Raw genomic sequence first — 21108 nt, 5'->3', positions numbered from 1 at the left:
CACCGATGTGGGCCGGGCAGGTACCGGCCGTCCACACCGCAGACGGACAAGTCGCTCAGAAGGACACCCTTGAACAAGGGGCCAAGCGTTTTGTGAGTCACGACCGCGGGGTGGAACGGCCTGCACCTACTCTGCCAGCCAATCCCAGACCAGCCAGCACAATCCTCACAGCGTTTTGGCGGCTCTAAACGCGCTCTACTGCGACTCAGTTGGGATGGCCGGCACCTAGTGGCCTTGGAACGCCTCAGCCAGCCACCAGGAGCCGCCGTCGGAGGCGATTTTGGCGTCGATTACGAGTGGCCTGGTTTGGGTGCCGGCTTCGTACGCGGCGATCCAAGGCCTTACAGCATCCAGATCGCCGAGAGCCCGGACGGTCACACCCTCCGCGCCGAAACCCCGAGCGATCGCAGCAATGTCCGTGTCCGGGAACACCACGCTCGCCAGGTCCTTCTCCGGGTGTCCGGAAGCGAAGTGGTGCACCTCGGCCCCATACGCGGCGTCGTTGTAGACGATGCACACCAGTGGCAATTTCATCCGGACGGCGGTTTCGAGTTCGCTGATGCCCATGAGGAAGCCTCCATCCCCGGCGCCCAGCACGGGCAAACGCTCCGGTTGCGCCATGGCTGCGCCGACCGCCGTATACAGCCCGAGCCCGATCGCCTGGAAGGCCTGGGTGAAGCAGAATCCGAACTCGTCCGGCACGGCCAGATACTGGCTTGGGTAGCCCATGAAGTTGCCCGAATCCACGGACACGATCCGTTCGGCGGGCAGCAACGTGTCGAGTTCGCGGGTCAGGACCCGCGGATCGATGGACACCGAAGAGGACACGTCCGGCGTCTGCACGTCCCGCCAGCGCGAGCCCTGCTTGATGGCCAGCGCGTTCGGTTCCGTGCGGTACTTCTCCGCCGGTTCCGGCTGGACGGAACGCAGCGCCGTCAGCACATCCTGCGCGGTGAGCGCGGAGTCGCCCAGCACGCCTAGCGAGATGGGCCGATTGGCGCCCAAGGAGGCATCCTCGACGTCGACCTGCACCACTTTGGCGTCGGCCGAAATCAACCTGCCGTGCCGCATGGTCCACATGTTCAGCGTGCAGCCCCACCCGACGATCAGGTCCGCGCCGCTGATCAGCTCAGCGGTCAGCGGCGACGAGAACCCGCCCGAGATGCCCAGGTTGTGCGAGTCTCCGTTGAACAGCCCGCTTGCCACGGCCGAGGTGGCCACCAATGCTCCGGAATGTTGCGCCAGGGCCAGGATCTCCTCCCGCGCTCCGCGCCCGCCGCGGCCCGCAACAAACACCGGCCTCTCGGCAGCACGGATCAGATCGACCAGCTGCTCTACGGAGCCGGCGTCCGGGCGCACCTTCAGCGGGACAGGCACGACGACGGCACCCACCTCGTCAGCGGCGGTGGCACTTTGGACATCCAACGGCAGGCTCAGGACCACAGTGCGGCGCTCATTGACCGCGGTCCGGAATGCCCTGACGGTGTCGGCGATGGCTGTGGCGGGGGAGTGGATGCGTTCTGCCACGGCTCCGACGCTGCGGGCCAAAGCATCCTGGTCGATCTTGAAGTTGGACCTGGTGGCCGCAGCCTGCGTATCAGCCGTCAGGACGATCATCGGAGTCCGGCTCTTGGCAGCCTCGCCGATGCCTGTGATGGCGTTGCTCAGCCCGCAACCCTGGTGGGTGGTGACCACGCCCACCTTCCCGGACATCCGCCCGTAGGCATCGGCCATGGTCGAGGCACCGCCTTCATGCCGGGCAGCCGTGAACGGAATACCCTCGGCCATGAGGGTGCCGGTGACATCGAAGTTTCCGGAGCCCACCACGCCGAAAACATGCCCGACGCCGAGCTTCGCCAACGTCCGCCCGACAAGCTCCGATACCCGCGCCTGCCGTGTCACGCCCGGCTCGCTGCTCATGCGCGCTCCGCGGCGTTACCGGGCTCCACCAGCGCGTACACCCGGCTGGGGCTGCCCGTCCCGCCCACGATCGGCAACGGAGCAACCACGAGGGTGGCACCCGTGACCGGCAGGCGATCCACATTTCGCAGGGACGTGACGCCGTACTTGTCCGCCCCCAGCAGGAAGGAGTGAACCGGGAACATCGGGTCCAGGGTGCCGGCCTGCCCGGCGTCGATGCCCACGGTTTCCACGCCGAAACCGCTGATGGACGCATTACCGGCAAGCCACTTGGCACCTGCCGCAGAGACCCCGGGAGTGTGCGGACCGGCGTCGTCCGCGTTGACGAAAGCCGCAGCGTCACCGCCACGCGCAGCCCAACCGGTGCGGAAGATCACCCAGCAATTCTCCGGAAACAACCCATGCTCGGCCTGCCACTGCTCAAAGTGGTCCGGTTCCAACAGGAAATCTGGATCCGCGGCGGCTTCCGCGGTTTTATCGATCACCACTAGAGGGCCCACCAACCGGTGCGGCTCGATCCGGTCCACGGACTTGCCGTCCTTGCCCGTGATCCAGTGCACCGGAGCGTCCAGGTGCGTGCCGGCGTGTTCGCCCACCGTGACGTCGTTCCACGCCCAAGCCGGACCGGCGTCGTCGAAATTGCTGACGGGCGAGACCGACAACCCAACCGTGTTCGCGAACGGCTGCGGCAGGTTCAGGATCGGGGTTTCGGAACTGAGGGGAGTGGTGAGGTCGATGATCTCCACCGAACCATTCGAAAGGGCTGCAGTGAGCCCGGCCAGAACAGACATTGTTCTCCTAACGCTTACGTGGTTTAAGTACTGCTTGAATACGGGAGATGCGGGAAGAAACGGGAGTGGGAGCAGTGAGTTTCGCAGCGACCAAATGCCCCGAGCCGCCGGACAGCCCGGGACCGGGATGGGTTGACGCGCCGATGTGCCAGAGCCCTTCGACGGACGTGCCGTGGCCCGCCGCCTCCGGGAAGGGCCGCCATAAGAGGTTCTGGAACAGTTCCGCCGACCCGCCATAGGGGTCGCCCTTCACGGCGTTCGGGTTCATTGCCGCAAGGTCGGTAGGTGCAATGATGTCCCACGCGAGGACGGAGTTCCTGGTGCCGGGTGCGAACTGTTCCAACCGGGCAAGGACACGTTCCATGTAGGCAAGTTTCAATTCCTCTGTCCAACCCCCGGTGACGTCCAGCTCGCCGGCGGAATCGCCTACGGGCTCAAACGGGACCTCCTGAAGCTGGAGCCACAGGGTGGCCTTCCCTTGGGGAGCCCTTGACGGGTCGAGGACGCACTGCTGGCCCACCACGACCGTCGGTACAGAAGGCAGCAACCCGGCCTCCGCCTGTGCGCATGCGATGCCTGTGCTGTCTGAGCCGTTGCTGACGTGGACGAGGGGCACGGTATCCAACCTGGGGTCCAGCCAGGCCATCGGCTTGTCCAGGGCCAGATGGATCTGCAGGGCGCCACGGCCATTCTGGTACCGGGCAGCTGCGCCGGCAGCCGGGGCAGGCGGTTGGGTGAGGAGCTTCGTGTAGAGGGCCTGCGGTGAGACATTGGCCAGCACGGTCCGCGCATCAACCACTCCCCGGGACGTCAGCACGCCGCCCACTGAGCCTGAGTGCACCAGGATCTCCCGGGCCTCGGTGCCCAGCATGATCCGGACACCGTTGTCCCGCAGCAGGGACTCGAAGGCTGCCACGAACCGGGACGCGCCACCTTTGACCACCGGGAGTCCGAAGCCGTGCATGCTCATGGCCATCACCGGCAGCATGACCCCGCCGGTGGCCTGGTCGGGGCCAAGCCCCGCATGCAAGAGCCACGGCGACCAGAGCTGGTCCGCTTCCCACCCATCAAAACGGCTCCGGACGTAGTTGCGGCCACTCATGACGGAGTCGCGAACGAAGGCCTCGGTGCCGGCCAACCGCGCGCTCCTGAACAAACCCACAGCGAGCTTCGCGACATCCTTCAAGGAGCGGAGTTCGGCACCGAACGCCCCGAACACCGTGCCGGAATTGCGGCCCAAGTCGTCCAGCATCGCAAGGTAGGCTTCCTGGTCCTTGGGCTCCTTGAACGCGGAAGCCGTCTCCGCCGGGTCCCGGTGCGCGATGACCACGCGGTGGGATCCTGTACCCGGATCCGCAGCAACACCTGCCGTTACCGGCCCGTCAGTGTTGCAGTACTCCAGGCCACGGGCATGGAGTTCCTTGCCCAGCGCAGCGTACGCACCGCCGGACACGAACAACGGATGCCACGAGGAGAAGGTGTCGTGGATGAACCCGGGCAAGGTCCGTTCTCCCGAGTGGATGAAGCCTCCCAACCGGTCAGCCTTTTCAATGAGGCATACGCGCTTTCCGGCCAGGGCAAGTTCGGCTGCAGCAACCAGTGAATTGATGCCCGAACCGATAATCGCAACATCAGTGGGACCGTCCATGCGGGGCCACTCCTTTCAGAAGTACTCAGAAATCCGGGTGGTTGGCTGTCGCGTGGTACTTGCCGCCGTGGAACACGAGGGGAGCCCCGCCGTCGTTGTTGTATCTTTCCACTTCACCGACGTAGATGACATGGTCGCCGGCGTCGTGGCGGGACACCGTGCGGCACTGGAACGTGGCAACCGCGCCGTCCAGCAACGGAACCCCTGCGATGCCTTCCGTAGTCTCCGCACCGGCGAATTTGTCTGTTGCCGGAGTGGCGAACTGCCGGGAGAGGACGTGCTGGTCGCTGGCCAGAACGTTGATGGCAAAGTGTGTGGCGTCCTCGAAGTCGGCCAGGCTGGGAGCCCGCTTGCTGGGGCACCACAGCACGAGCGGCGGTTCCATGGACACCGACGTGAAGGAGTTGGCGGTCATGCCCACCTTGCGCCCGTCGGCCGAGACGGTGGTGACCACGGTGACGCCTGTGGCAAATTGCCCCAGCGCACTCCGGAAGTCCCTGACATCAAATGCCGCCGAATCCTCTTCTTTGCGGGCCTGCATGAAGTCGCCGGCGGCCGCGGCATCGAACCACCAGGGGTAGGAAGTCCGCGGATCATCGAAACCACCCGCAATGCTCGCTGCCAAGGAGGGATGCTCCATGGCCTCGCTCAGCAGGGTCACCTGGTGGTCCCTTCGGGGTTTGAGCATGTCGTTGGTCCACGCCACTGTCCACTGGCCCCAACCCCGCCAGAATTCATCGAATGTGCGCTCCATCCACGCGCGGTCGAACGGTTCCTGGCCTCGGCGGATGATCGAATCCAGGTAGTACTTGGCGGCCAACGTCGCGTTGTTGGAACCTTGTCCCGTCAGGGGGTCGTTCAGGACCACGGCGTCACCCAAGCCAAAGACCAGCCTGCCGTTGCCAAGCTCCCCGATGGCGGACCGCACCGTGGGCGTGATGCGCCCCAGAAGCGTGGCGCCGTCGTCGGTCAGCTTCGCCCCGGCGAAGTGTCCGGCCTCGTGCGGGAAATGCCCACGCAGGATCTCCAGCGAACGCTGGAGCTGCTCCTCGGGGGTCCCGACGTCGGTCCAGCAGTCCATGGGGCCGCCCACCACGCCTTCGAACACCATCATCCGGCAGGGGCCGGAGACGGTCAGGCCGGGAAATGTGAAGAACTCGCCAACGCCTGGCGCCATGGACATTCGGATGGCGGACTCCGGCGACGGGCCACGGGCGTCGGCGGCAGCACCGCCGTCGTCATCACCGGCGGGCGTCACGTAATTCAAGGCGAGGACCCGTTGGGGCCGGTCGAAAGGCGACTTTGCTTTGTCCCGCGGGAAGATCTGCCCGACCTCGCCCTTGCCGGTGCTGACGATGACGAGATCGTAATCCCGGGCGAGTTCCTCGAGCATGCGGGGAGTGACTTTCTCGATCCGGAAGTCACCGCCTGCCGCCACGAATGTCTCAATCCACAGCGCGCTCTTGATCCGTTGGTCCACGGAGCGGGCCGGTCCGTCCAGCGGCGCTTCCCACTCGATGGGTTCCTTTTCCCGGTCCACCCGCACCCTGATGGCGTTGATGTCCGGAACGGAGCCGGACTCGTAAAGGCCTGTCAGGGCCGTGCCCAGCTGTGCCTCGGCGTCCAGGGCCGTGGAAAACATGCACTGGCTGGACATGACTTTGCCCGTGCGGATCTGTGCAGCGGAACGGTCGGAGAACAGGGAGACCGCATAGCCTTCCCGCTGCAGGCCCAAGGCCAATTGGGCGCCGGATTCGCCGGCACCGATGATGGCAATCTTTCGCATGATGAGTCCTTATTAGCAGGCGTGTGCTACGAAACTTTGGCAGCGCTGAGGCTCGCCAGGTAGTCCGCGGCCTTGTCCGGGTACATGAACCAGTCCTGGAATTCCGGCGGGTGGTTGAAGCCGTTCGCAAATCTGTGTGCGATCTCCGGAGCCGCGTTGGCCGCCCCAAGCAGTTCCAGGACATGCGGCGGTGGAGGGGCCAGGAGGGCATTGGTCCAGTGCGCGACGTGCTGCGCGTAATCCCAGTAGCGTTCAAACGTGGCCTGCATAAAGTTCGAGTCGAAGGCGCCGTCGTGCCCCGCGATGCTGGCAAGGTACGACGCAGCGCACTTGCTCGCGTTGTTGGAACCTTGCCCGGTAATCGGATCGTTCAAGACCACGACGTCGGCCAGGCCAAGTACCTGCCTACCGCTCGGCAGGGTGGCAATCGGGTGGCGGACGGTTGGGGCGAAGCGACCTTGGAGGACACCGTTGGGATCGGTGAGCTCGATGTCCGTGGCGCGTTCGGCCTCCCACGGCAGGAACGTCCTGAGGATGTTCTTGGAGTTCTCCAGATGTTCCTCTGGAGTGAGTCCCTTCCAGCTGTCCATGGGTCCGCCCGGGATGCCCTCGAACACCATGATTTCGCAGGGGCCGCTCGTGGTGAGTGCCGGAAAGACGAAGTATTCGCCGACGCCCGGGATGAGGTTGAAGGACACGGCGGAGTATTCCTCGCGCGGTTTCGAGCCCTTCACGTACGTCAGGGCGAGGGCCCGTTGCGGTGCGTCGTAGGTACTGCGTCCAGCGTCCCGGGTGAAAAGTTGGGCGATTTCACCTTTACCGGCAGCAACGATCACCAAGTCGGAGTTCTGCGTGTATTTTTCCAATTCCGCCACTCCGGCGTCCTCGAAGACGAGCTCCCCGCCCCGTGCCGTGAACTCCTCCATGAAGCGGGGGAACTTGACCCGCTGATCGATGGACTTGGCGTGATTGTCCAACCGGGAGGCCCAGCTGATGGCCTTCTCTCCGGGAAGTTCGGGATGCGGGATGGTGAAGGAGATGCCATCCACGGTGGGGGCGTCCGGCCAGAAATCCAGGCCGAGTGCCCGTTCGTGCTCAAGGGCGTTGTGGAAGATGCATTGGCTGGAGGACACCTTGCCGTCGCGGATTTCTTCCGGAGTCCGGTTGGAAATGGTGGTCACCTGGAACCCTGCGTCCAACAAGCCGATGCCCAGTTGAAGCCCGGACTGGCCTGCACCGACGATGGTGATGTGGCGTTGCGTCATGGTTCTTGTCCTTCTCTGTTGTGGGACGTAGTTGTGAAGCTAGCTGGCGAAGCTTGGAGTTTGGTTGGCGGTGCGATTGGTTGGCGTCTACTTGGCGGCGAGCAGGGGGATCGTTTCCTCGGCCCGCTCCGGGCCCAAGGCGGAGTAGCCGCCGTCAACGGCCCAGTCGGCGCCCGTCACGAAACTGGCTTGGTCGCCGGCGAGGAACGCGACGACGTCACCCACCTCGTGCGGCCGGCCCACCCGCCTCAGTGCGTGGAACGGGGCCGCCACGGAGTCTGTCTTTTCAAGGTTCCCGTTGCTGAGCGAAGCCATGATGTTGCTCCACACCCAGCCCGGGCTCACCGAATTGACCCGGATACCGTCCGCGGCGAAGTCCACGGCCAGGCTGCGGGTGATCTGCACCAGGGCGGCTTTGCTGGCGGGGTAGAGCCACCGCCCGGTTTGAGCCACCGAGCTTGAGATGGAGGTGAAGTTGATGATGGCGCCGTGGCCGGATGCCTTGAGGTAGGGCCTTGCGGCATTGCTGGCCATCACGGCGCTGACGAGGTTGACGTTCAGTGCTTCAAGCCAGTCCTGGCGGCCCGAGTCTGCACCTTCGTCTTTGTAGGTGCAGGCCAGGTTCACCAGGATGTCCAAGCTGCCGTGCCGGGCGACGGTGCCCTCCACGAGTTCGGCTAAGGCAGCGTCGTCGGTGATGTCTGTGTGGGAATAGAGGATTCCTTCGCCGAGCGCTTTGGTGAGGGGTTCGCCGTCGGGGTTTATGTCCGCAACCACCACGGTGGCGCCGGAGTCCCGCAGGGCTGTGACGACGCCCTGGCCCACTTTGGTAGCTCCGCCGGTGACGATGGCTGTCCTGCCTTGGAGTCCTGACATGGCCGGTTCCTTTCTTGTTGTTGCCCAAATATGTCGTGCGTCATATTTGCTCTGGAAGCGACTCTAGACAGCCGCCGATGCCTCGAATATCCACTTGGCGCAGAGGGCATCCGAAAAACGCATCGGTCAATCTCCCGGGTATTGCTCATCCGTCTCTTCAAGCCACCCCACCCACGGAGCTGCGGTCAACCGTGCTTCCGGCTGGCGCATTTCCCTGCCCCATGCTGCGAAGTCGCGTTCCCACTCCTCCCGGCGAACGTGTACGAGCTTGATGTTCTTCATCTGGTACTCACCTCGCTTCAGTGCTGTTGTGCGAATATGACGTGCGTCATACTTGTCCTAAGAGCGACTGTAGACAGCCGCCGAACTACGGAATATCCACTTGGCGTGAGGATCATCCGAAAAGCGAAACGCTGTGAAATGACCCTGTAAGAAGGTGCCAAATGGTCAGGATTCTTCCCCGGGATGTCCTTCGGGGACGGCCCACACTGGCCACCAAAGACGTGGACGAAGCCCACGAAAAGATCGCGGAGCTCTTCTGCGGCCATCAGCTGGCGCCGCGCACCAGCAAATCGTCCGTGGACATGAAGCTGCGGTCCCTGCATCGCGGTGATGTCGGGATCGAGTTCCTGGATTATGGGGCAGACGTTCGGATCGAACCGGAAGGCCTGCAGGATTTCCATTTGGTGCAGGTCCCGCTCGCCGGGCACGCCACCATGCAGGTCGGCTCCGAGACCGTGGACTCAAGCCCGAACATGGCAACTGTTCCGCCCGTGGACCGGCCCTTCTCCATGAGCTGGGACGGCGGCAGCCCGCACCTCATCGTGTATGTCCGCCGTCTGGCATTGGAACGCGTGGCCGGTCAACTGTACGGCGGGAAGGCTGCCGGCCTGGGCTATGGCATGGACCTCACGCGTGCCGCCGGTCGCGCTTTCCTGAGGTCCGTCGTCGAACTTCACGACGACATGGTGAGTCAGCCGCAGGCTGCCGCCCCGGCATTCGTGCAGGGATTGCTCGCAGACAGCATGATGTCGCGGCTGCTGATGGCGATGGAGCCGCCGGTCGGTTCGGACGCCCGGAACGCAGATGGCGAAAGCCGCCTGGTCCGCGAATGCCGGGAGTTGCTTGAGCGCCACGCGTTCGAGGAACTGACAGTGCCGGACATCGCGGAGTGCCTGGGCGTTTCAGTGCGGACCCTGCAGACCGCTCTTCGCGCGGAGTATGGGGCTACGCCGTCGGAGTTGCTGCGGAGTATCCGGCTGGACCGCGCCCGCGAGATGCTGCTGGAGGCCAACCCGCGGGAGCAGTCCGTCACGGCCGTTGCCGAACTCTGTGGCTTCTCGCACCAGGGTCGTTTCTCGGCGCTGTACTTGAAGGCGTTCGGCGAGCTGCCGTCGGAAAGCCTGCGCCGCTGACCCAACTGGGTCGCAGTTAAGCGCGTTTTGACAGCTCAGAACGCGCTTAACTGCGACCCAGTTGGGTGCCTACGCCTCCAGCACGTACGTCTTAAGGTCGTCGAGGGTCTGCTGCATGTGGGCGTCCATGGCAAGGCGGGCCTCGTGGGGATTGCGGGATTCAAGTGCGGCGGCGATGTTCCGGTGATGGCCGATTGCGTGTTCCTGGATCTCCGGGAAAGCGGAAGTCTCAGCGCGGCGCGCTTCCAGGACCCGGTGCAGCGGCTCGAAGAGCACGGCGACAAAGACGTTGCCTGAAGCATGGAGGATGACGTCGTGGAAGGCGAGGTCAGCTTCCACGAAGGCTGCGAGGTCGCTGGCTTCATGGGCGGCCTGCATCTTTTCGACATGGTCCTTGAGCGCGGTGAGCTCGTCATCGGAGATACGCTCCGCGGCTAGTTCGCAGGCGCCGGTCTCGAGCATCCGGCGTAACTCGATGAGTTGGATGGCGGCTGCGGCATCCTTGGCCCCCTCGGAGGTTGCACGCAGCACCGCTTCGAGTGACGCCCACTGATTCAGCGGATTGACGAAGGTTCCGCGGCCACGCTCCACGCTCAGGATGCGCTGGGCCTCCAGGGTTTTCATGGCTTCGCGCACGGTCATGCGGCTCACCTCGTGCCTGGCGCTGAGTTCAAGTTCTCCCGGGACAACGGTTCCCGGCGGGAACTCTCCCGCGACAATCCGGTCCAGCAGCTCATCAGCAACGACGCCGACCAGCGACTTACGTGCCATGTATCCCCATTTCCTGTACTCCTGACTGTAAGGCCGATCTGCGCCCTAACCCCAGGTTTTGGGGCGCAGAGCGGGCCTCACAACGTCCAGCTGTCCGGGAGATGTTTCCTCCAGGGCTGGACGGTTGTCAGACATCTTACGCTGGCGGAGGCCAGCTTGTTCTCCAAAATTCATCCAACGCCTTGGCGCAAGCTTCAGGCTGCTCCCAGTGCACGCTGTGGCCGGCGTCGGGAACCGCATGAAACCGCCTCCGCTCCGGCGCGGCCGCCACGAACGCCTCCATCTGGTCGATGGACCGCACGCGGTCGCCCACTCCTGCGAGCACCAACAGTGGCGCGTGGACGCGCCCGGGCACTGAAGGTTCGACGCCGGTCATGGCCGCCTCGCCGCTGGGGCCGAGGACTTCGAAGGGCACGTCGAACCCTTTGCTGAGCGTTTCCATGTCTTGGCCCGTCAAGTTCCCGTACCAAGCCTTCATGCACTTGGCCTTGGTCTGATCATCAATGAAGCCTTGCGCCAGCTGGGACTGCAACATGGCGCGGAACGCATCATTGGGAGGAGCCGGAACCATTCCTACCAGAGCCACGGTAGCCACGAGCCCGGGGTTCGCGGCCGCAACCGTCAGCGCGACGCTGCCACCCATGGAGTGGCCGACGAGATGAACGGGACCGTCGGACCGGGCCCGGATGACCGCAGCAACGCCAGCCGCAGCCGTCTCCAGTGTCCATGTGAAGTCCTTCTGAAGCCTGTCCCCGGGGTGATAGCCCGCGAGGTCAAGAATCCACACCGGCCACCCGGCGTCGAGCAGTAAAGCTGCCAGCGGTTCCCAGTAAGCGGAGCCCGATGCCCATCCATGGATCAGCACGACGGGCACGTCTTGGTGCGCCCCGCTTGGACCGCGAACATCCACAAAGGAAAGCGGTACAGCAGTGTCATCCATGAGTTCAGCCTAGTGACCGGAGGCACCTTGCGCGCTGAAGAGCCATGTGTCACACTAACATTCAAATGTTAGATGTCTGACATCTTACATTCACGTAAAAGCTACAGACCACAATGGAGTGCACCGTGACACTTGAAGCCAACATGCTGGCCGCTTTCCCCGCGGAAGTTCAGATCCCCGCGCAGCTCGTGGCAGATACCGTCGCCGCGTCCTCGGCAAGCAGCCCCCGCGTCCTGGTAGTCCTCGACGACGACCCCACCGGTACGCAGTCCGTAGCGGATCTCGCTGTGCTCACCCGCTGGGACGTCGAAGACTTCGTATGGGCTTTTGCGCATATCCGCGAGCATGGGACCGGGCCTGCCGTCTACGTCCTCACCAACACCCGCAGCCTGGACGCCGCAGAAGCGGCCGCGCGGAACGAGGAAATCGTCCGCAATGCCCTCGCCGCAGCCGCTCCTGCCGGCCTGGGCGTAGGCTTCGTCAGCCGAAGCGACTCCACTCTCAGGGGACACTACCCGTTGGAGACGGACGTCATCGCTGCGACCGTGGCCGCCGAAACCGGTGAAACCACCGACGGCGTGGTGATCGTTCCGGCCTTTCCCGACGCCGGCCGCGTCACCATCGGCGGTGTCCACTACATGCGGGCCGACGGCGGTTCGCTCACCCCGGTGGCGGAGACCGAGTTCGCCAGGGATGCGACGTTCGGGTTCTCCAACTCCGGGCTGGCCAAGTATGTGGAGGAGAAGTCGCAGGGCCGATTCCCGGCCGATGACGTGATCATCCTGGACCTGAACATCATTCGTGCAGGTGCAGCGGCCAATGATCCCGCGATTTCCGCGAAGGCCATCGCGGATGCAATCGAGTCCGCCACCAACTCCACGCCGATCGTGGCGGATATCGTCACCGAAAACGACTTCCGCGCGCTGGCCCTTGGCCTGGAAGAAGCAGAACGGCGCGGCAAAAAGCTGCTCTACCGTGTGGGTCCGCCGTTCGTCCGCGGCCGCATCGGCCAGGAAATCCGCACGGCCCTCACTTCGGAGGAAGCCTACGCCGGCAACACACCCTCCACCGCCGGCGGCCTGATCGTCGTGGGCTCGCACGTGGGTTTGACCACCCGCCAGCTCAACGTCCTCACGGCCGAGCACAGCAGCGCGCGGATCATCGAAATCGACGTCGAGAAGCTCCTGGCCTCCGAAACCGAAGCGGCAACCGAAGCCTTCGTCGGAACCGTCGTGTCCGACGTCGTGGAGGCCCTCCGCCAAGGTGACGTCATCGTCCACACCAGCCGCCTGCTCATCAAGACGGACGACCCCGCAGCGAGCCTGAAGATTGCCCGCACCGTCTCTGCCGCCGTCGTCGCCTTAGTGAACCGCACCCTGAAGACCTTCCCGCCGCGGTTTGTCATCGCCAAGGGCGGCATTACTTCCTCCGACGTCGCCGCGCACGGCCTCGAAATCCGACGCGCGATCGTCCGCGGTCCCATGCTCCCGGGCATCGTTTCCCTCTGGGAACCCGTGGACGGACCCGCCAAGGGCATTCCGTACATCGTCTTCGCAGGCAACGTGGGCGACGACCAGTCCCTCGCCCAGGTCACCCGCAAACTCAGCGCCACTTTCTAATTCAATGGAGAACACCATGACCAGCAACTACACAGTCACCGTCCTCGGCCTTGGCGCCATGGGCCTGCCGATGGCCACCCGCCTCGCGTCCGAGCTGACGGTCCACGGCTTTGACATTGCCGAACCCCGCCTGGAACTCGCTGCCGCGGCAGGAATCAAGACCTTCGGGACCGCCCGCGAAGCGTCCGACGGCGCGGACGCACTGCTCCTGGCAGTCCGCAACGGCGAGCAGCTGAACGATGTCCTGTTCGGCGAGAACGGCGTCGCCTCCGTCCTGAAGCCGGGCGCCGTCGTGATCCTCGGCAGCACTGTTGGCACCGAGGCCATCCCCGCAACCGTGGAGAGGCTCGCCGAATACGGCGCTGCCCTCGTGGACGCTCCGCTGTCCGGCGGCCCGAAGCGGGCCGGAGAAGGCGACCTCCTGATCGTGGTCGGTGCTGAGCCGGAAGCACTGGAGAAGGCCCGTCCTGCACTGGACCTGCTGGCCTCCACCCTCAGCATCGTGGGCGACAAGCCCGGCGACGGCCAGGCTCTTAAGACCGTGAACCAGTTGCTGTGCGGCGTCCACATCGCCGCAGCTGCCGAGGCCATGGCCCTTGCCGACGCCCTCGGACTCGACCAGGCCAAGACCCTCGCGGCCCTGGAAGCCGGTGCCGCAGGATCGTTCATGCTCTCCAACCGCGGACCCCGCATCCTGGAGGCTTATAGCGAAGACGGCGCCGAGGTCCTCAGCCGCCTGGACATCTTCGTCAAGGACATGGGCATCGTGGGCAAGGCGACCCGTGCCGCCGGACTCGCGGCTCCCGTTGCAGCCGCCGCCGAACAGCTTTACCTCCTCGGCCAGGCCCAGGGCCTTGCTGCTGCCGACGATTCCGCCGTCATCAAGGTTGTCGCGCCCGCCAAGCGCACGGCCTAAGTACCACCGCTTTCCAGCACCCAGATAAAACCCGCGACGACGGCGGTCCCCCCTTCGTCGTCGTCGCCACCTTTCGCCGGTCTTCTAGACTGGTATGTCAAAGGAGACACTCCCCAAATGAATCCCCTCATCAATTCGCTGATGGTTCGCGCCGCCGACGCGCCGGCCATCAAGCCCGCCGTGGAGCTGGGTACTCCGCTGCTGCTGACCATCGCCGCTGCGGGCATCGCCCTGCTGCTGGTGCTGATCATCCGTTTCAAGATCCAGGCGTTCGTTGCCCTGCTGGCCGTCAGCATCCTGGTAGGCATTGCCGCGCAGATTCCGCTGAAGGACATCTTCACGGTGGTGACTACCGGCGTCGGCAGCACCATGGGCAAGGTGGCTTTGCTCATTGCCCTCGGTGCCATCCTTGGCCGCATGATCGAGGTCTCCGGCGGCGTTCAGTCGCTGGCGACGCACTTCACTGAGAAGCTCGGAGCCAAGCGGGTCGCCATCGCGCTGACCGCAGTCGGCTTCCTCGTCGCAATCCCCGTCTTCTTCGAGGTGGGTGTCATTGTCCTCGTTCCGATCGTCTACGCCTTCGCCAAGATCGCGAATGTTCACCCGATCAAGTTCGGCCTGCCCATGGCCGGCATCATGCTGTCCATCCACGTCGCCGTCCCGCCGCACCCGGGCATCGTTGCGGGTGCCGGTGTCTTCGGGGCGGACATCGGACTCATCACGCTGATCTCCCTCATCATCTGCGTGACGCTCGGCTTCCTGTCCTACTGGGTTGCCAGCATCATGAACCGCAAGGAGTACGAGCTGCTCCCCGGCGTCAAGCAGCAGGTTGACGAGTTCGGCTCGGCGGAAACCCTCGTCCACGTCGGCCACGACGGTCCCGGTGCCCGCGCCATCGCGCCTCCGCGGCCCGGCCTGATCATGTTCCTGATTGCCGCCCCGATCGTCCAGATCCTCCTCGGCACCGTGGGCACGTTGACCATCCCCAAGGACAACTACTGGTACGGCGTGGCGTCCTTCATCGGGAACCCGTTCTTCGCACTGCTGGTTGCCGTTGCCCTGTCCTTCTTCCTGCTGGCAGTCCGCCGCCACTGGTCCCTCAAGGAAACCGGCGAGATCTTCGAAGGCGCGCTGCCTCCCATCGCGTCCATCCTTATGGTTGTTGCAGCCGGCGGCGTTTTCGGTGAAGTCCTCCGCACTTCCGGCATCGGCGCGGCCCTGTCCCACACGCTGGACAGCCTTGGCCTGCCGGTAATCGTGCTGGGCTTCATCATCTCCTTGGCCCTTCGTGCCGCACAGGGCTCGGCAACAGTCGCCATCGTCACGACGACGGGCCTGCTGACCTCCGCGGTCATGGAAGGCGGCTATTCGCCGGCCCAGATCGCCGTGATCGTCATCGCCATCGGCTTTGGTTCGCTCGGCCTGTCGCACGTCACGGACGCCGGCTTCTGGACCGTGGTCCGTTACTACGGGCTCACGGTGTCCGACGGCCTTAAGACCTGGACCGTCCTCACCACCATCCTGGGCCTGGCCGGCTTTGCCCTGACTTACGTGGCATGGATTCTGGTGGGAGGCTTGGCCCACTAATGCGAGCCAAACTCGACCAGCTGGTCAGCTCTGCCCTGGCTGCAGGATCGGCTGTTCCTGCCTTCACCTGTTATGACTTCACCACTGCGATGGCCGTGGTTTCGGCCGCCGAGGAAGCAAGGTCCGGCGTCATCCTGCTGGTAGCTCCGAAGACGGCTGCAACGCCCAACGGGCTTCGGCTCATCACAGCCCTGCGGGGCTTGGCGGACGATGCCAGCGTTCCGGTTTCGGTCCAGTTGGACCACGCCTCGGACCTGCAGGTCATCCGTGACTCAGTGGCTGCCGGTGCAGATGCGGTCCTGGCCGACGGTTCGTCGCTGGCCTACGAGGACAACATCGCCCTGGTTCGCGACGTCCGTGCCGCGCTGGACGCGGACGGCCGTGCCGACGTCGTCATTGAAGCGGAGCTGGGCGGCTTGGCGGGTGACGAGGACAAAGCGTTCGGCGCCTCGGGTGAAGCGCACGACGCCGGTACTTCCGTTGAAGGCCTGACGGCCCCGGAGCAGGTGGCTGACTTCGTCGACCGAACCGGCGCGCAGCTGCTGGCAGTGGCGGTGGGGAACGTGCACGGAAAGTACACGGGTGAGCCCAACATCCGCTGGGATGTCCTTCAGAACGTTGCTGCACGGACCGGTGTGCCCCTGGTGCTCCATGGCGCATCCGGGATACCAGCCGCTGAACTGGCCAAAGCGCCTTCCATGCAGGTGGGCAAGGTGAACTTCAACACCGAGCTCCGCACCGGAATCCTTGCGACGCTCGAGGCTGAAACGGCTGCCCACCGTGCCGATGGCGAGAACCTCCAAGGCCTGCTGGCGCGTTGGAACGGCTCCGCGTGGTCGTTCGCCGGAGCCACGCTGGCCATGCTGAACGCCTGACTGGCTGCGTCTGACGCAAAGCAAGGACAAGGGGAGGCTAGGATCAACTCATGATCCTGGCCTCCCTGATTTTTGCCCTGATTGCGGCGTTGCTCCACGTCTACATCTTCACGATGGAGTCCATCACCTGGACCAGGCCAGCCACATGGAAGCGGTTCAGCCTCACTTCGCAGGCTGATGCCGAAACCACCAAACCGCTCGCGTATAACCAGGGTTTCTACAACCTGTTCCTCGCAATCGGGGCCTTGGCAGGTATCGTTGCCATCTGGTCGGGGGCTCCGCAGGTCGGTTGGACACTCGTCTTCAGCAGCTGCGGATCCATGCTTCTGGCAGCCCTCGTGCTCGCTGCCAGCGGCAAAAAGTACCTCCGCGCGGCGGCGCTCCAAGGCACCACGCCGCTGATCGCCGTCGTACTGGGAATCCTGGCCCTGACCCTGCGCTAGAGGTCTTGTGGGCTAGGAAGCCGGCGGGCCGTCCTGGGCAGCAGCCTCGTCCATCCACAGGACTTCCCAGTGGTGGCCGTCGAGGTCCCGGAAAGCACGGCTGTACATAAACCCGAGGTCCTGGGCGTCATAGGTTTCTGAACCGCCCGCTTCCAAAGCCTTGGTGGCAAGCGTGTCCACAGCTTCCCGGCTGTCGGCCGAGAGCGCAACGATTGCCGCCGTCGAGTTTTGGGTATCGGCGATGGGCTGCTTGGTGAACTGGGAAAATTTGTCGTGCGTGAGCAGCATGGCGTAAATCGTGTCGCTGAAGACAACGCATGCTGCGGTCTCGTCGGTGAAGTTCGGATTGATGGAGTAGCCGAGTGCTGTGTAGAAGGCCTTGGAAGCCTCGAGGTCGCTGACGGGCAAATTCACGAAAATGGAGGTTGTCATGGCTTTGATCCTGCCGGTTCCCGGCGGCCCCGTCCAGACCTGCTTTACCGGTTGTGGATAGAGATCAGGAGCCCTCCCGCCACAGCGGCAGTGGGACCACCCGTTGGCTGCACCCGGTGTCGTCAAGGATGTGACCCAGGCGTTTGAAGGTCCGGACCACCGCTTGGCGCGAGATGACCGCGCTTCCCGGAGCCCGTCCCGCGAGCTCGCGTTCGTAGGCCTGCACCTCCAAGTAGTCGCGCACCCACAGTGTGACCAGCAGGTTTTGAGCGCCCAGGACCTGGGCGCTCAACCGGCAGTTGCCGAGGGCGGCGAAGTAGCGGCCGACGTCGTCGACGTATTGGGCCGGGACGTTCAGGACCAAGGTGACCTCACGCAGTCCCTGTTGTGCCGCCGTCGACGAGTCACAACGAAGCGTCATGTATCCCGTGGCGAGGAAACGTTCCACCCGTCGTCGGGCAGTTTGTGGTGAAACGCCGCAGGCCGCGCCGAGCTCAGCCCAACTTGCCCGCCCGTCCCTGGCGAGTTCCACGAGCAGGGCGGCGTCGAGGTGATCGGGGGAGTATCCCTGCTGCTCAGCGAGTGGCCCGGCTGAAACGAGCCGCGCCCGGGCGGGCTCCAGCGTCCCGCTCCGCCAATCCGAGGCCTGCCGGTACAGCTTGGTGACGAAGACAACCTCGCGGTGGCTCACGCCCGGCAACTTCGGGAACGAGCCCGTGACGATGTCCATCAGCTCGTTGTGGCTGGAAGCGAAACAGTCCACAAAGACGTCGTGGGAGCCGGTGACAAGCGAGACCGTGCCGAAGGCCGGCTCGGCACACAGCCGTTCGATCAGCGCTTCGCTGTCGCTCGGCGCTGACGAAAGGTGGATGAAGGCCGACCATCCGGCGCTCAGATACCGAGGGCCCGGTGCCGGCGTGATCCACGCTTGTCCTTGCCCGGCGAGGGCGCTCCAGCGACGGGCTACCGTGGGGGCGGACAGGCCAAGGGCTTCTGCCACCCGGCTCCATTCCGCACGCGGATTGATCTGAAGTGCATTCACGATTTCGAGGTCAAGCTCGGTGGTTACGGCTGATTCATTCAACGTGACCTGCTTTGAGGGAGGGTTCAAACAATTCTGAGGCAAGTGTAGATGGTCGCCTTAGCGTTGTGACTCGCATCACCGTTCCGTCATAACACAGACTCCAAGGAAGCCCATGGCAAGCAACACAGCACCCCCGGCGACGTCACGAACAACCCACCGGACCATCGCGGGAATGATCCTGGCGATGGCCCTGATCGAATCCCTGAGCGGCGTCACCCAGGGATACCTCAACCCGATCCTGCCTGCGCTGGGACCCGTCTTTGAGATTGACGACCCCACGATCAACGGCATCTTCCTCATCTCCAACGTCAGCTTTGCCGTGCTCACTCCGATCATCTCGAGGCTCGGCGACAGCTACGGGTACAGGCTTGTGCTTCGCTGGTCCACGGGCATCGTGACGGTGGGTGTGCTCCAGATGGCATTGTGGCCTTCGCTCTGGACGGTCACGATTGGCGTTGTCATGCTCACGTGTGTGGTGGGATTCATCCCCCTCATGATGGGCATCCTCCGCGTCACCAGTCCCGCGCACACCCGCACCGGCGTCAGCGTGATGATCGGCATGCTCATGATCATGGTGGGAGCGGGAGGCCTTCTCGCCGGAATCGTTGGCGTCACGGATCCGACACTCGGTTTTTGGGTGGCAGTCCCGTTCGCCGTGGTCGCTTTCGTTTGCTCTTTCCTCCTGCCCGACGCCGGGGTCCCCACTCGTGAGGGCATCGCCCTTGCGCCGTTGCTGGCTTGCGCGCTGGGCTTGATCGGCTTTGTCGTGGCGCTATCGATGGCGCCGGAATGGGGGTGGCTGGATGTGCGCACAATCGGCGTCGGGATCCTGGGTCTGGCGCTCCTTGCGTACTGGGCCCGCCGTGACGCCGGTGCAACCCACAGCAAACGGTTCATGGACCTGCGCATGCTGGCCATCCCACGGATCCGCGCGATCTCCCTTGCGACCTTCTTCTTCGGCTTTGCGTCCATCAGCTACTTCGGCACCAACGGTATCTTCCTGCACTCCAACCCGGACAAGTCCGGCTACGGCTTCGCCCTGAGCCCGCTCATGATCGCAATCATTCTTGCGCTGGCCTCCGTCCTGTCCTTGGTTTCCTCCCTGTTGACCGCAAAGGCGCTGCGCCACTTCGGTGAACCAACCACCCTGGTTTTCGCCGGAGTCCTCTTGGCCGGCGGTTTCCTCGTCATGATGGCTGCGCACGGCTCATTCGCGGGCTACTGCCTGGGCTTCGCCATGTTCAACCTCAGCCTGGGAATGTACCAAGCAGGAACCCGGGCGCTCTCCGTGGAAGGCATCCCGCTGGAAGAAACCTCCACCGCGGCGGGACTCAACGAACTCGCGTTATCGGTTGGTATCGCCGTGGGAGCTGCCGTGGTCAAGCTGATTTCCTCGGCTTCCGCAGAATCCGGCCGCATCACCGAGGGTGGGCTGTACGCCATTTGGGGAGCGCTCGCTGTGGGTGCCTTGATCGCCGCGGGGGCCAGCGCCACCTACCCGAGGCGCCATGTTGAGGAGGTGGCCGCGTGATCACGGGAGTAGCGAGCGAGAGGCGGGCAGCCGCCGTCGGGCATCTCTCCCAACATGACGTGGACGCTGCCCTGAAAGCCGCAGTGGAACGCTGGACACCGGAGATCCTGGACCTCAGCCATGCCATCCACGCGGATCCGGAGCTGGGAGGCCAGGAGTTCCGCGCCGTGAAACGCGTGCGACGTGTGCTGCGGAAAGCGGGATTCAGCTTCGACGAACAGCAGCCCGGGCAGCCCACTGCCTTCAGCGCGCGGTTCGGTACCGGCGAACTCGTGGTGGCGCTGTGTGTCGAATATGATGCTTTGCCGGCCATCGGCCATGCCTGCGGGCACAACGTCAATGCTGCCAGCGCCGTGGGAGCAGCCCTGGCCTTGTGCGCCGTGGCCGACCAGCTCGGTCTGACCGTGAAGGTGCTGGGGACCCCCGCGGAGGAAACCACCGGCGGAAAAGTGGACCTCATAGAGGCCGGCTTCTTTGACGACGTCTCCCTGGCGATGATGGCGCATGCCGGGGCTTCGGATGTAGTGGGCGGCTCGTCGCTGGCTATGTGCATGTGGGGAGTCGTGTTCGAAGGGCGTCCTGCCCACGCAGCCGCGGCGCCCGCCGAAGGGGTCAACGCCTTGGATGCAATGGTGATCGCGCAAACTGCCATCGCGCTTGCCCGGCAGCAGTTTCCCGCGGGATCGATCGTTTCCCTGATCGTCAACGAAGGCGGCAGCGCCGTCAACGTCATACCGGCCAGGACGCGGGCCAGCATCGAGATGCGCGCTCCCAGCATGGAGACACTCAGGGTAATCCAAGACAAGGTGCGGTGTTGCCTTGAAGCAGGCGCCTTAGCCAGTGGATGCTCCCTCGAAGTCACACCCACCGGTAATGACTATGCCGAACTGCGCCAGGACCCCTTCCTTTCCGACGCGTACCGGGCAGCCATGACAGGCCGGGGCAGGTCCGTAACATACAGCGCCGAGCCTGTAGCCTCGACGGACATGGGGAACGTCTCGCAGATAGTGCCCGTTATTCACCCGATGGTTGGCTACGACGTCAAAGGCGCCGCCCACCACACCGCCGAGTTCGCTGCATTCGGTGCTTCCGCCGGTGCCGACCTGGCCATCGTCGATGCCTCCTTCGGCTTGGCGTCTGCAGCATGCGCCGCCGCGCGCGACCCGGCGGAAAGGGCACGGCTCCTGCGGCGCATGGCAGGTTGAGCGT

General features: G+C 64.4%; 19 protein-coding genes. 8 read left to right on the top strand and 11 right to left on the bottom strand.

Features of this window, described 5'->3' with window-relative positions; translation table 11 throughout:
• Positions 1–225 precede the first annotated feature (225 nt).
• The 7 genes from AB0N65_RS10980 to AB0N65_RS10950 all read right to left on the bottom strand — a co-directional run bounded on the left by AB0N65_RS10980 (position 226) and on the right by AB0N65_RS10950 (position 8568).
• Positions 226–1920 carry a thiamine pyrophosphate-binding protein gene (locus tag AB0N65_RS10980; protein ID WP_364161035.1) on the bottom strand — a complete coding sequence of 565 codons (1695 nt, stop codon included), beginning with the start codon at positions 1918–1920 and terminating at the stop codon, positions 226–228.
• On the bottom strand, positions 1917–2711 hold the full coding sequence (locus AB0N65_RS10975; RefSeq protein WP_364161033.1) for a cyclase family protein: 795 nt from the start codon (positions 2709–2711) through the stop codon (positions 1917–1919). The genes AB0N65_RS10980 and AB0N65_RS10975 overlap by 4 nt, the downstream gene beginning before the upstream one ends.
• A gap of 7 nt (positions 2712–2718) precedes the next feature.
• A complete protein-coding gene (locus tag AB0N65_RS10970; protein WP_364161031.1) occupies positions 2719–4359 on the bottom strand; it encodes an NAD(P)/FAD-dependent oxidoreductase in 1641 nt (546 codons plus the stop codon).
• Positions 4360–4384: 25 nt separating this feature from the next.
• Entirely contained in the window at positions 4385–6145 is a 1761-nt protein-coding gene (locus tag AB0N65_RS10965; protein ID WP_364161029.1) for a flavin reductase, read from the bottom strand.
• A 26-nt stretch (positions 6146–6171) separates the two neighbouring features.
• Positions 6172–7410 carry a styrene monooxygenase/indole monooxygenase family protein gene (locus AB0N65_RS10960; protein WP_364161027.1) on the bottom strand — a complete coding sequence of 413 codons (1239 nt, stop codon included), beginning with the start codon at positions 7408–7410 and terminating at the stop codon, positions 6172–6174.
• A gap of 87 nt (positions 7411–7497) precedes the next feature.
• Entirely contained in the window at positions 7498–8286 is a 789-nt protein-coding gene (locus AB0N65_RS10955) for an SDR family oxidoreductase (protein WP_364161025.1), read from the bottom strand.
• A gap of 126 nt (positions 8287–8412) precedes the next feature.
• On the bottom strand, positions 8413–8568 hold the full coding sequence (locus AB0N65_RS10950) for a hypothetical protein (RefSeq protein WP_364161023.1): 156 nt from the start codon (positions 8566–8568) through the stop codon (positions 8413–8415).
• A 161-nt stretch (positions 8569–8729) separates the two neighbouring features.
• Here AB0N65_RS10950 and AB0N65_RS10945 point away from each other — a divergent pair, with 161 nt between their 5' ends.
• Positions 8730–9701, top strand: coding sequence for an AraC family transcriptional regulator (locus tag AB0N65_RS10945; RefSeq protein ID WP_364161021.1), 972 nt, complete (start codon positions 8730–8732; stop codon positions 9699–9701).
• A gap of 69 nt (positions 9702–9770) precedes the next feature.
• Here AB0N65_RS10945 and AB0N65_RS10940 read toward each other — a convergent pair whose 3' ends face one another.
• Both AB0N65_RS10940 and AB0N65_RS10935 read right to left on the bottom strand, forming a co-directional pair.
• Positions 9771–10472, bottom strand: a complete 702-nt coding sequence (locus tag AB0N65_RS10940; protein WP_364161019.1) for a FadR/GntR family transcriptional regulator — start codon at positions 10470–10472, stop codon at positions 9771–9773.
• Between the two features lie 136 nt (positions 10473–10608).
• Complete coding sequence (locus tag AB0N65_RS10935; RefSeq protein ID WP_364161017.1) at positions 10609–11412, bottom strand: alpha/beta hydrolase; 804 nt, start codon at positions 11410–11412, stop codon at positions 10609–10611.
• 125 nt (positions 11413–11537) lie between these two features.
• On the opposite strand from AB0N65_RS10935, the gene AB0N65_RS10930 reads away from it, so the two are divergent.
• The 5 genes from AB0N65_RS10930 (at position 11538) to AB0N65_RS10910 (ending at position 16852) form a co-directional block, all read left to right on the top strand.
• Positions 11538–13031 (top strand): four-carbon acid sugar kinase family protein, encoded by a 1494-nt coding sequence (locus AB0N65_RS10930; protein WP_364161015.1) that lies wholly within the window; start codon positions 11538–11540, stop codon positions 13029–13031.
• Between the two features lie 16 nt (positions 13032–13047).
• Positions 13048–13947 (top strand): NAD(P)-dependent oxidoreductase, encoded by a 900-nt coding sequence (locus AB0N65_RS10925; protein ID WP_364161013.1) that lies wholly within the window; start codon positions 13048–13050, stop codon positions 13945–13947.
• A 117-nt stretch (positions 13948–14064) separates the two neighbouring features.
• Positions 14065–15534, top strand: coding sequence for a GntP family transporter (locus tag AB0N65_RS10920; RefSeq protein WP_364161011.1), 1470 nt, complete (start codon positions 14065–14067; stop codon positions 15532–15534).
• Entirely contained in the window at positions 15534–16409 is an 876-nt protein-coding gene (locus AB0N65_RS10915) for a class II fructose-bisphosphate aldolase (protein ID WP_364161009.1), read from the top strand. Before AB0N65_RS10920 ends, AB0N65_RS10915 begins: the two co-directional genes overlap by 1 nt.
• A gap of 50 nt (positions 16410–16459) precedes the next feature.
• Positions 16460–16852 (top strand): DUF1304 domain-containing protein, encoded by a 393-nt coding sequence (locus tag AB0N65_RS10910; protein WP_364161007.1) that lies wholly within the window; start codon positions 16460–16462, stop codon positions 16850–16852.
• A 12-nt stretch (positions 16853–16864) separates the two neighbouring features.
• On the opposite strand, the gene AB0N65_RS10905 is transcribed toward AB0N65_RS10910, so the two are convergent.
• Together AB0N65_RS10905 and AB0N65_RS10900 are read right to left on the bottom strand one after the other, a co-directional pair.
• Positions 16865–17284 (bottom strand): VOC family protein, encoded by a 420-nt coding sequence (locus AB0N65_RS10905; protein ID WP_364161005.1) that lies wholly within the window; start codon positions 17282–17284, stop codon positions 16865–16867.
• A 64-nt stretch (positions 17285–17348) separates the two neighbouring features.
• Positions 17349–18368 (bottom strand): AsnC family transcriptional regulator, encoded by a 1020-nt coding sequence (locus tag AB0N65_RS10900; protein ID WP_364161003.1) that lies wholly within the window; start codon positions 18366–18368, stop codon positions 17349–17351.
• A gap of 112 nt (positions 18369–18480) precedes the next feature.
• Here AB0N65_RS10900 and AB0N65_RS10895 point away from each other — a divergent pair, with 112 nt between their 5' ends.
• Positions 18481–19899, top strand: a complete 1419-nt coding sequence (locus AB0N65_RS10895) for an MFS transporter (RefSeq protein WP_364161001.1) — start codon at positions 18481–18483, stop codon at positions 19897–19899.
• Positions 19896–21104: an amidohydrolase gene (locus AB0N65_RS10890; RefSeq protein ID WP_364160999.1), complete on the top strand. Its 1209-nt coding sequence runs from the start codon at positions 19896–19898 to the stop codon at positions 21102–21104. The genes AB0N65_RS10895 and AB0N65_RS10890 overlap by 4 nt, the downstream gene beginning before the upstream one ends.
• Positions 21105–21108: the final 4 nt, after the last annotated feature.

It is taken from the genome of Paenarthrobacter sp. NPDC089322 (genome assembly GCF_040684895.1).
Lineage (GTDB): Bacteria > Actinomycetota > Actinomycetes > Actinomycetales > Micrococcaceae > Arthrobacter.
The sequence above is the reverse complement of the archived record's forward strand: the minus strand, read 5'-3'. Positions and strand labels throughout refer to the sequence as shown.

Excerpts from the sequence above, each read along its gene's own strand:
- AB0N65_RS10960 (WP_364161027.1), bottom strand. The coding sequence starts at position 7,410 with ATGACGCAACGCCACATCACCATCGTCGGTGCAGGCCAGTCCGGGCTT.
- AB0N65_RS10920 (WP_364161011.1), top strand. The coding sequence starts at position 14,065 with ATGAATCCCCTCATCAATTCGCTGATGGTTCGCGCCGCCGACGCGCCG.
- AB0N65_RS10910 (WP_364161007.1), top strand. The coding sequence starts at position 16,460 with ATGATCCTGGCCTCCCTGATTTTTGCCCTGATTGCGGCGTTGCTCCAC.
- AB0N65_RS10955 (WP_364161025.1), bottom strand. The coding sequence starts at position 8,286 with ATGTCAGGACTCCAAGGCAGGACAGCCATCGTCACCGGCGGAGCTACC.
- AB0N65_RS10975 (WP_364161033.1), bottom strand. The coding sequence starts at position 2,711 with ATGTCTGTTCTGGCCGGGCTCACTGCAGCCCTTTCGAATGGTTCGGTG.
- AB0N65_RS10940 (WP_364161019.1), bottom strand. The coding sequence starts at position 10,472 with ATGGCACGTAAGTCGCTGGTCGGCGTCGTTGCTGATGAGCTGCTGGAC.
- AB0N65_RS10980 (WP_364161035.1), bottom strand. The coding sequence starts at position 1,920 with ATGAGCAGCGAGCCGGGCGTGACACGGCAGGCGCGGGTATCGGAGCTT.
- AB0N65_RS10970 (WP_364161031.1), bottom strand. The coding sequence starts at position 4,359 with ATGGACGGTCCCACTGATGTTGCGATTATCGGTTCGGGCATCAATTCA.
- AB0N65_RS10895 (WP_364161001.1), top strand. The coding sequence starts at position 18,481 with ATGGCAAGCAACACAGCACCCCCGGCGACGTCACGAACAACCCACCGG.
- AB0N65_RS10905 (WP_364161005.1), bottom strand. The coding sequence starts at position 17,284 with ATGACAACCTCCATTTTCGTGAATTTGCCCGTCAGCGACCTCGAGGCT.
- AB0N65_RS10965 (WP_364161029.1), bottom strand. The coding sequence starts at position 6,145 with ATGCGAAAGATTGCCATCATCGGTGCCGGCGAATCCGGCGCCCAATTG.
- AB0N65_RS10935 (WP_364161017.1), bottom strand. The coding sequence starts at position 11,412 with ATGGATGACACTGCTGTACCGCTTTCCTTTGTGGATGTTCGCGGTCCA.
- AB0N65_RS10950 (WP_364161023.1), bottom strand. The coding sequence starts at position 8,568 with ATGAAGAACATCAAGCTCGTACACGTTCGCCGGGAGGAGTGGGAACGC.
- AB0N65_RS10925 (WP_364161013.1), top strand. The coding sequence starts at position 13,048 with ATGACCAGCAACTACACAGTCACCGTCCTCGGCCTTGGCGCCATGGGC.
- AB0N65_RS10915 (WP_364161009.1), top strand. The coding sequence starts at position 15,534 with ATGCGAGCCAAACTCGACCAGCTGGTCAGCTCTGCCCTGGCTGCAGGA.
- AB0N65_RS10945 (WP_364161021.1), top strand. The coding sequence starts at position 8,730 with ATGGTCAGGATTCTTCCCCGGGATGTCCTTCGGGGACGGCCCACACTG.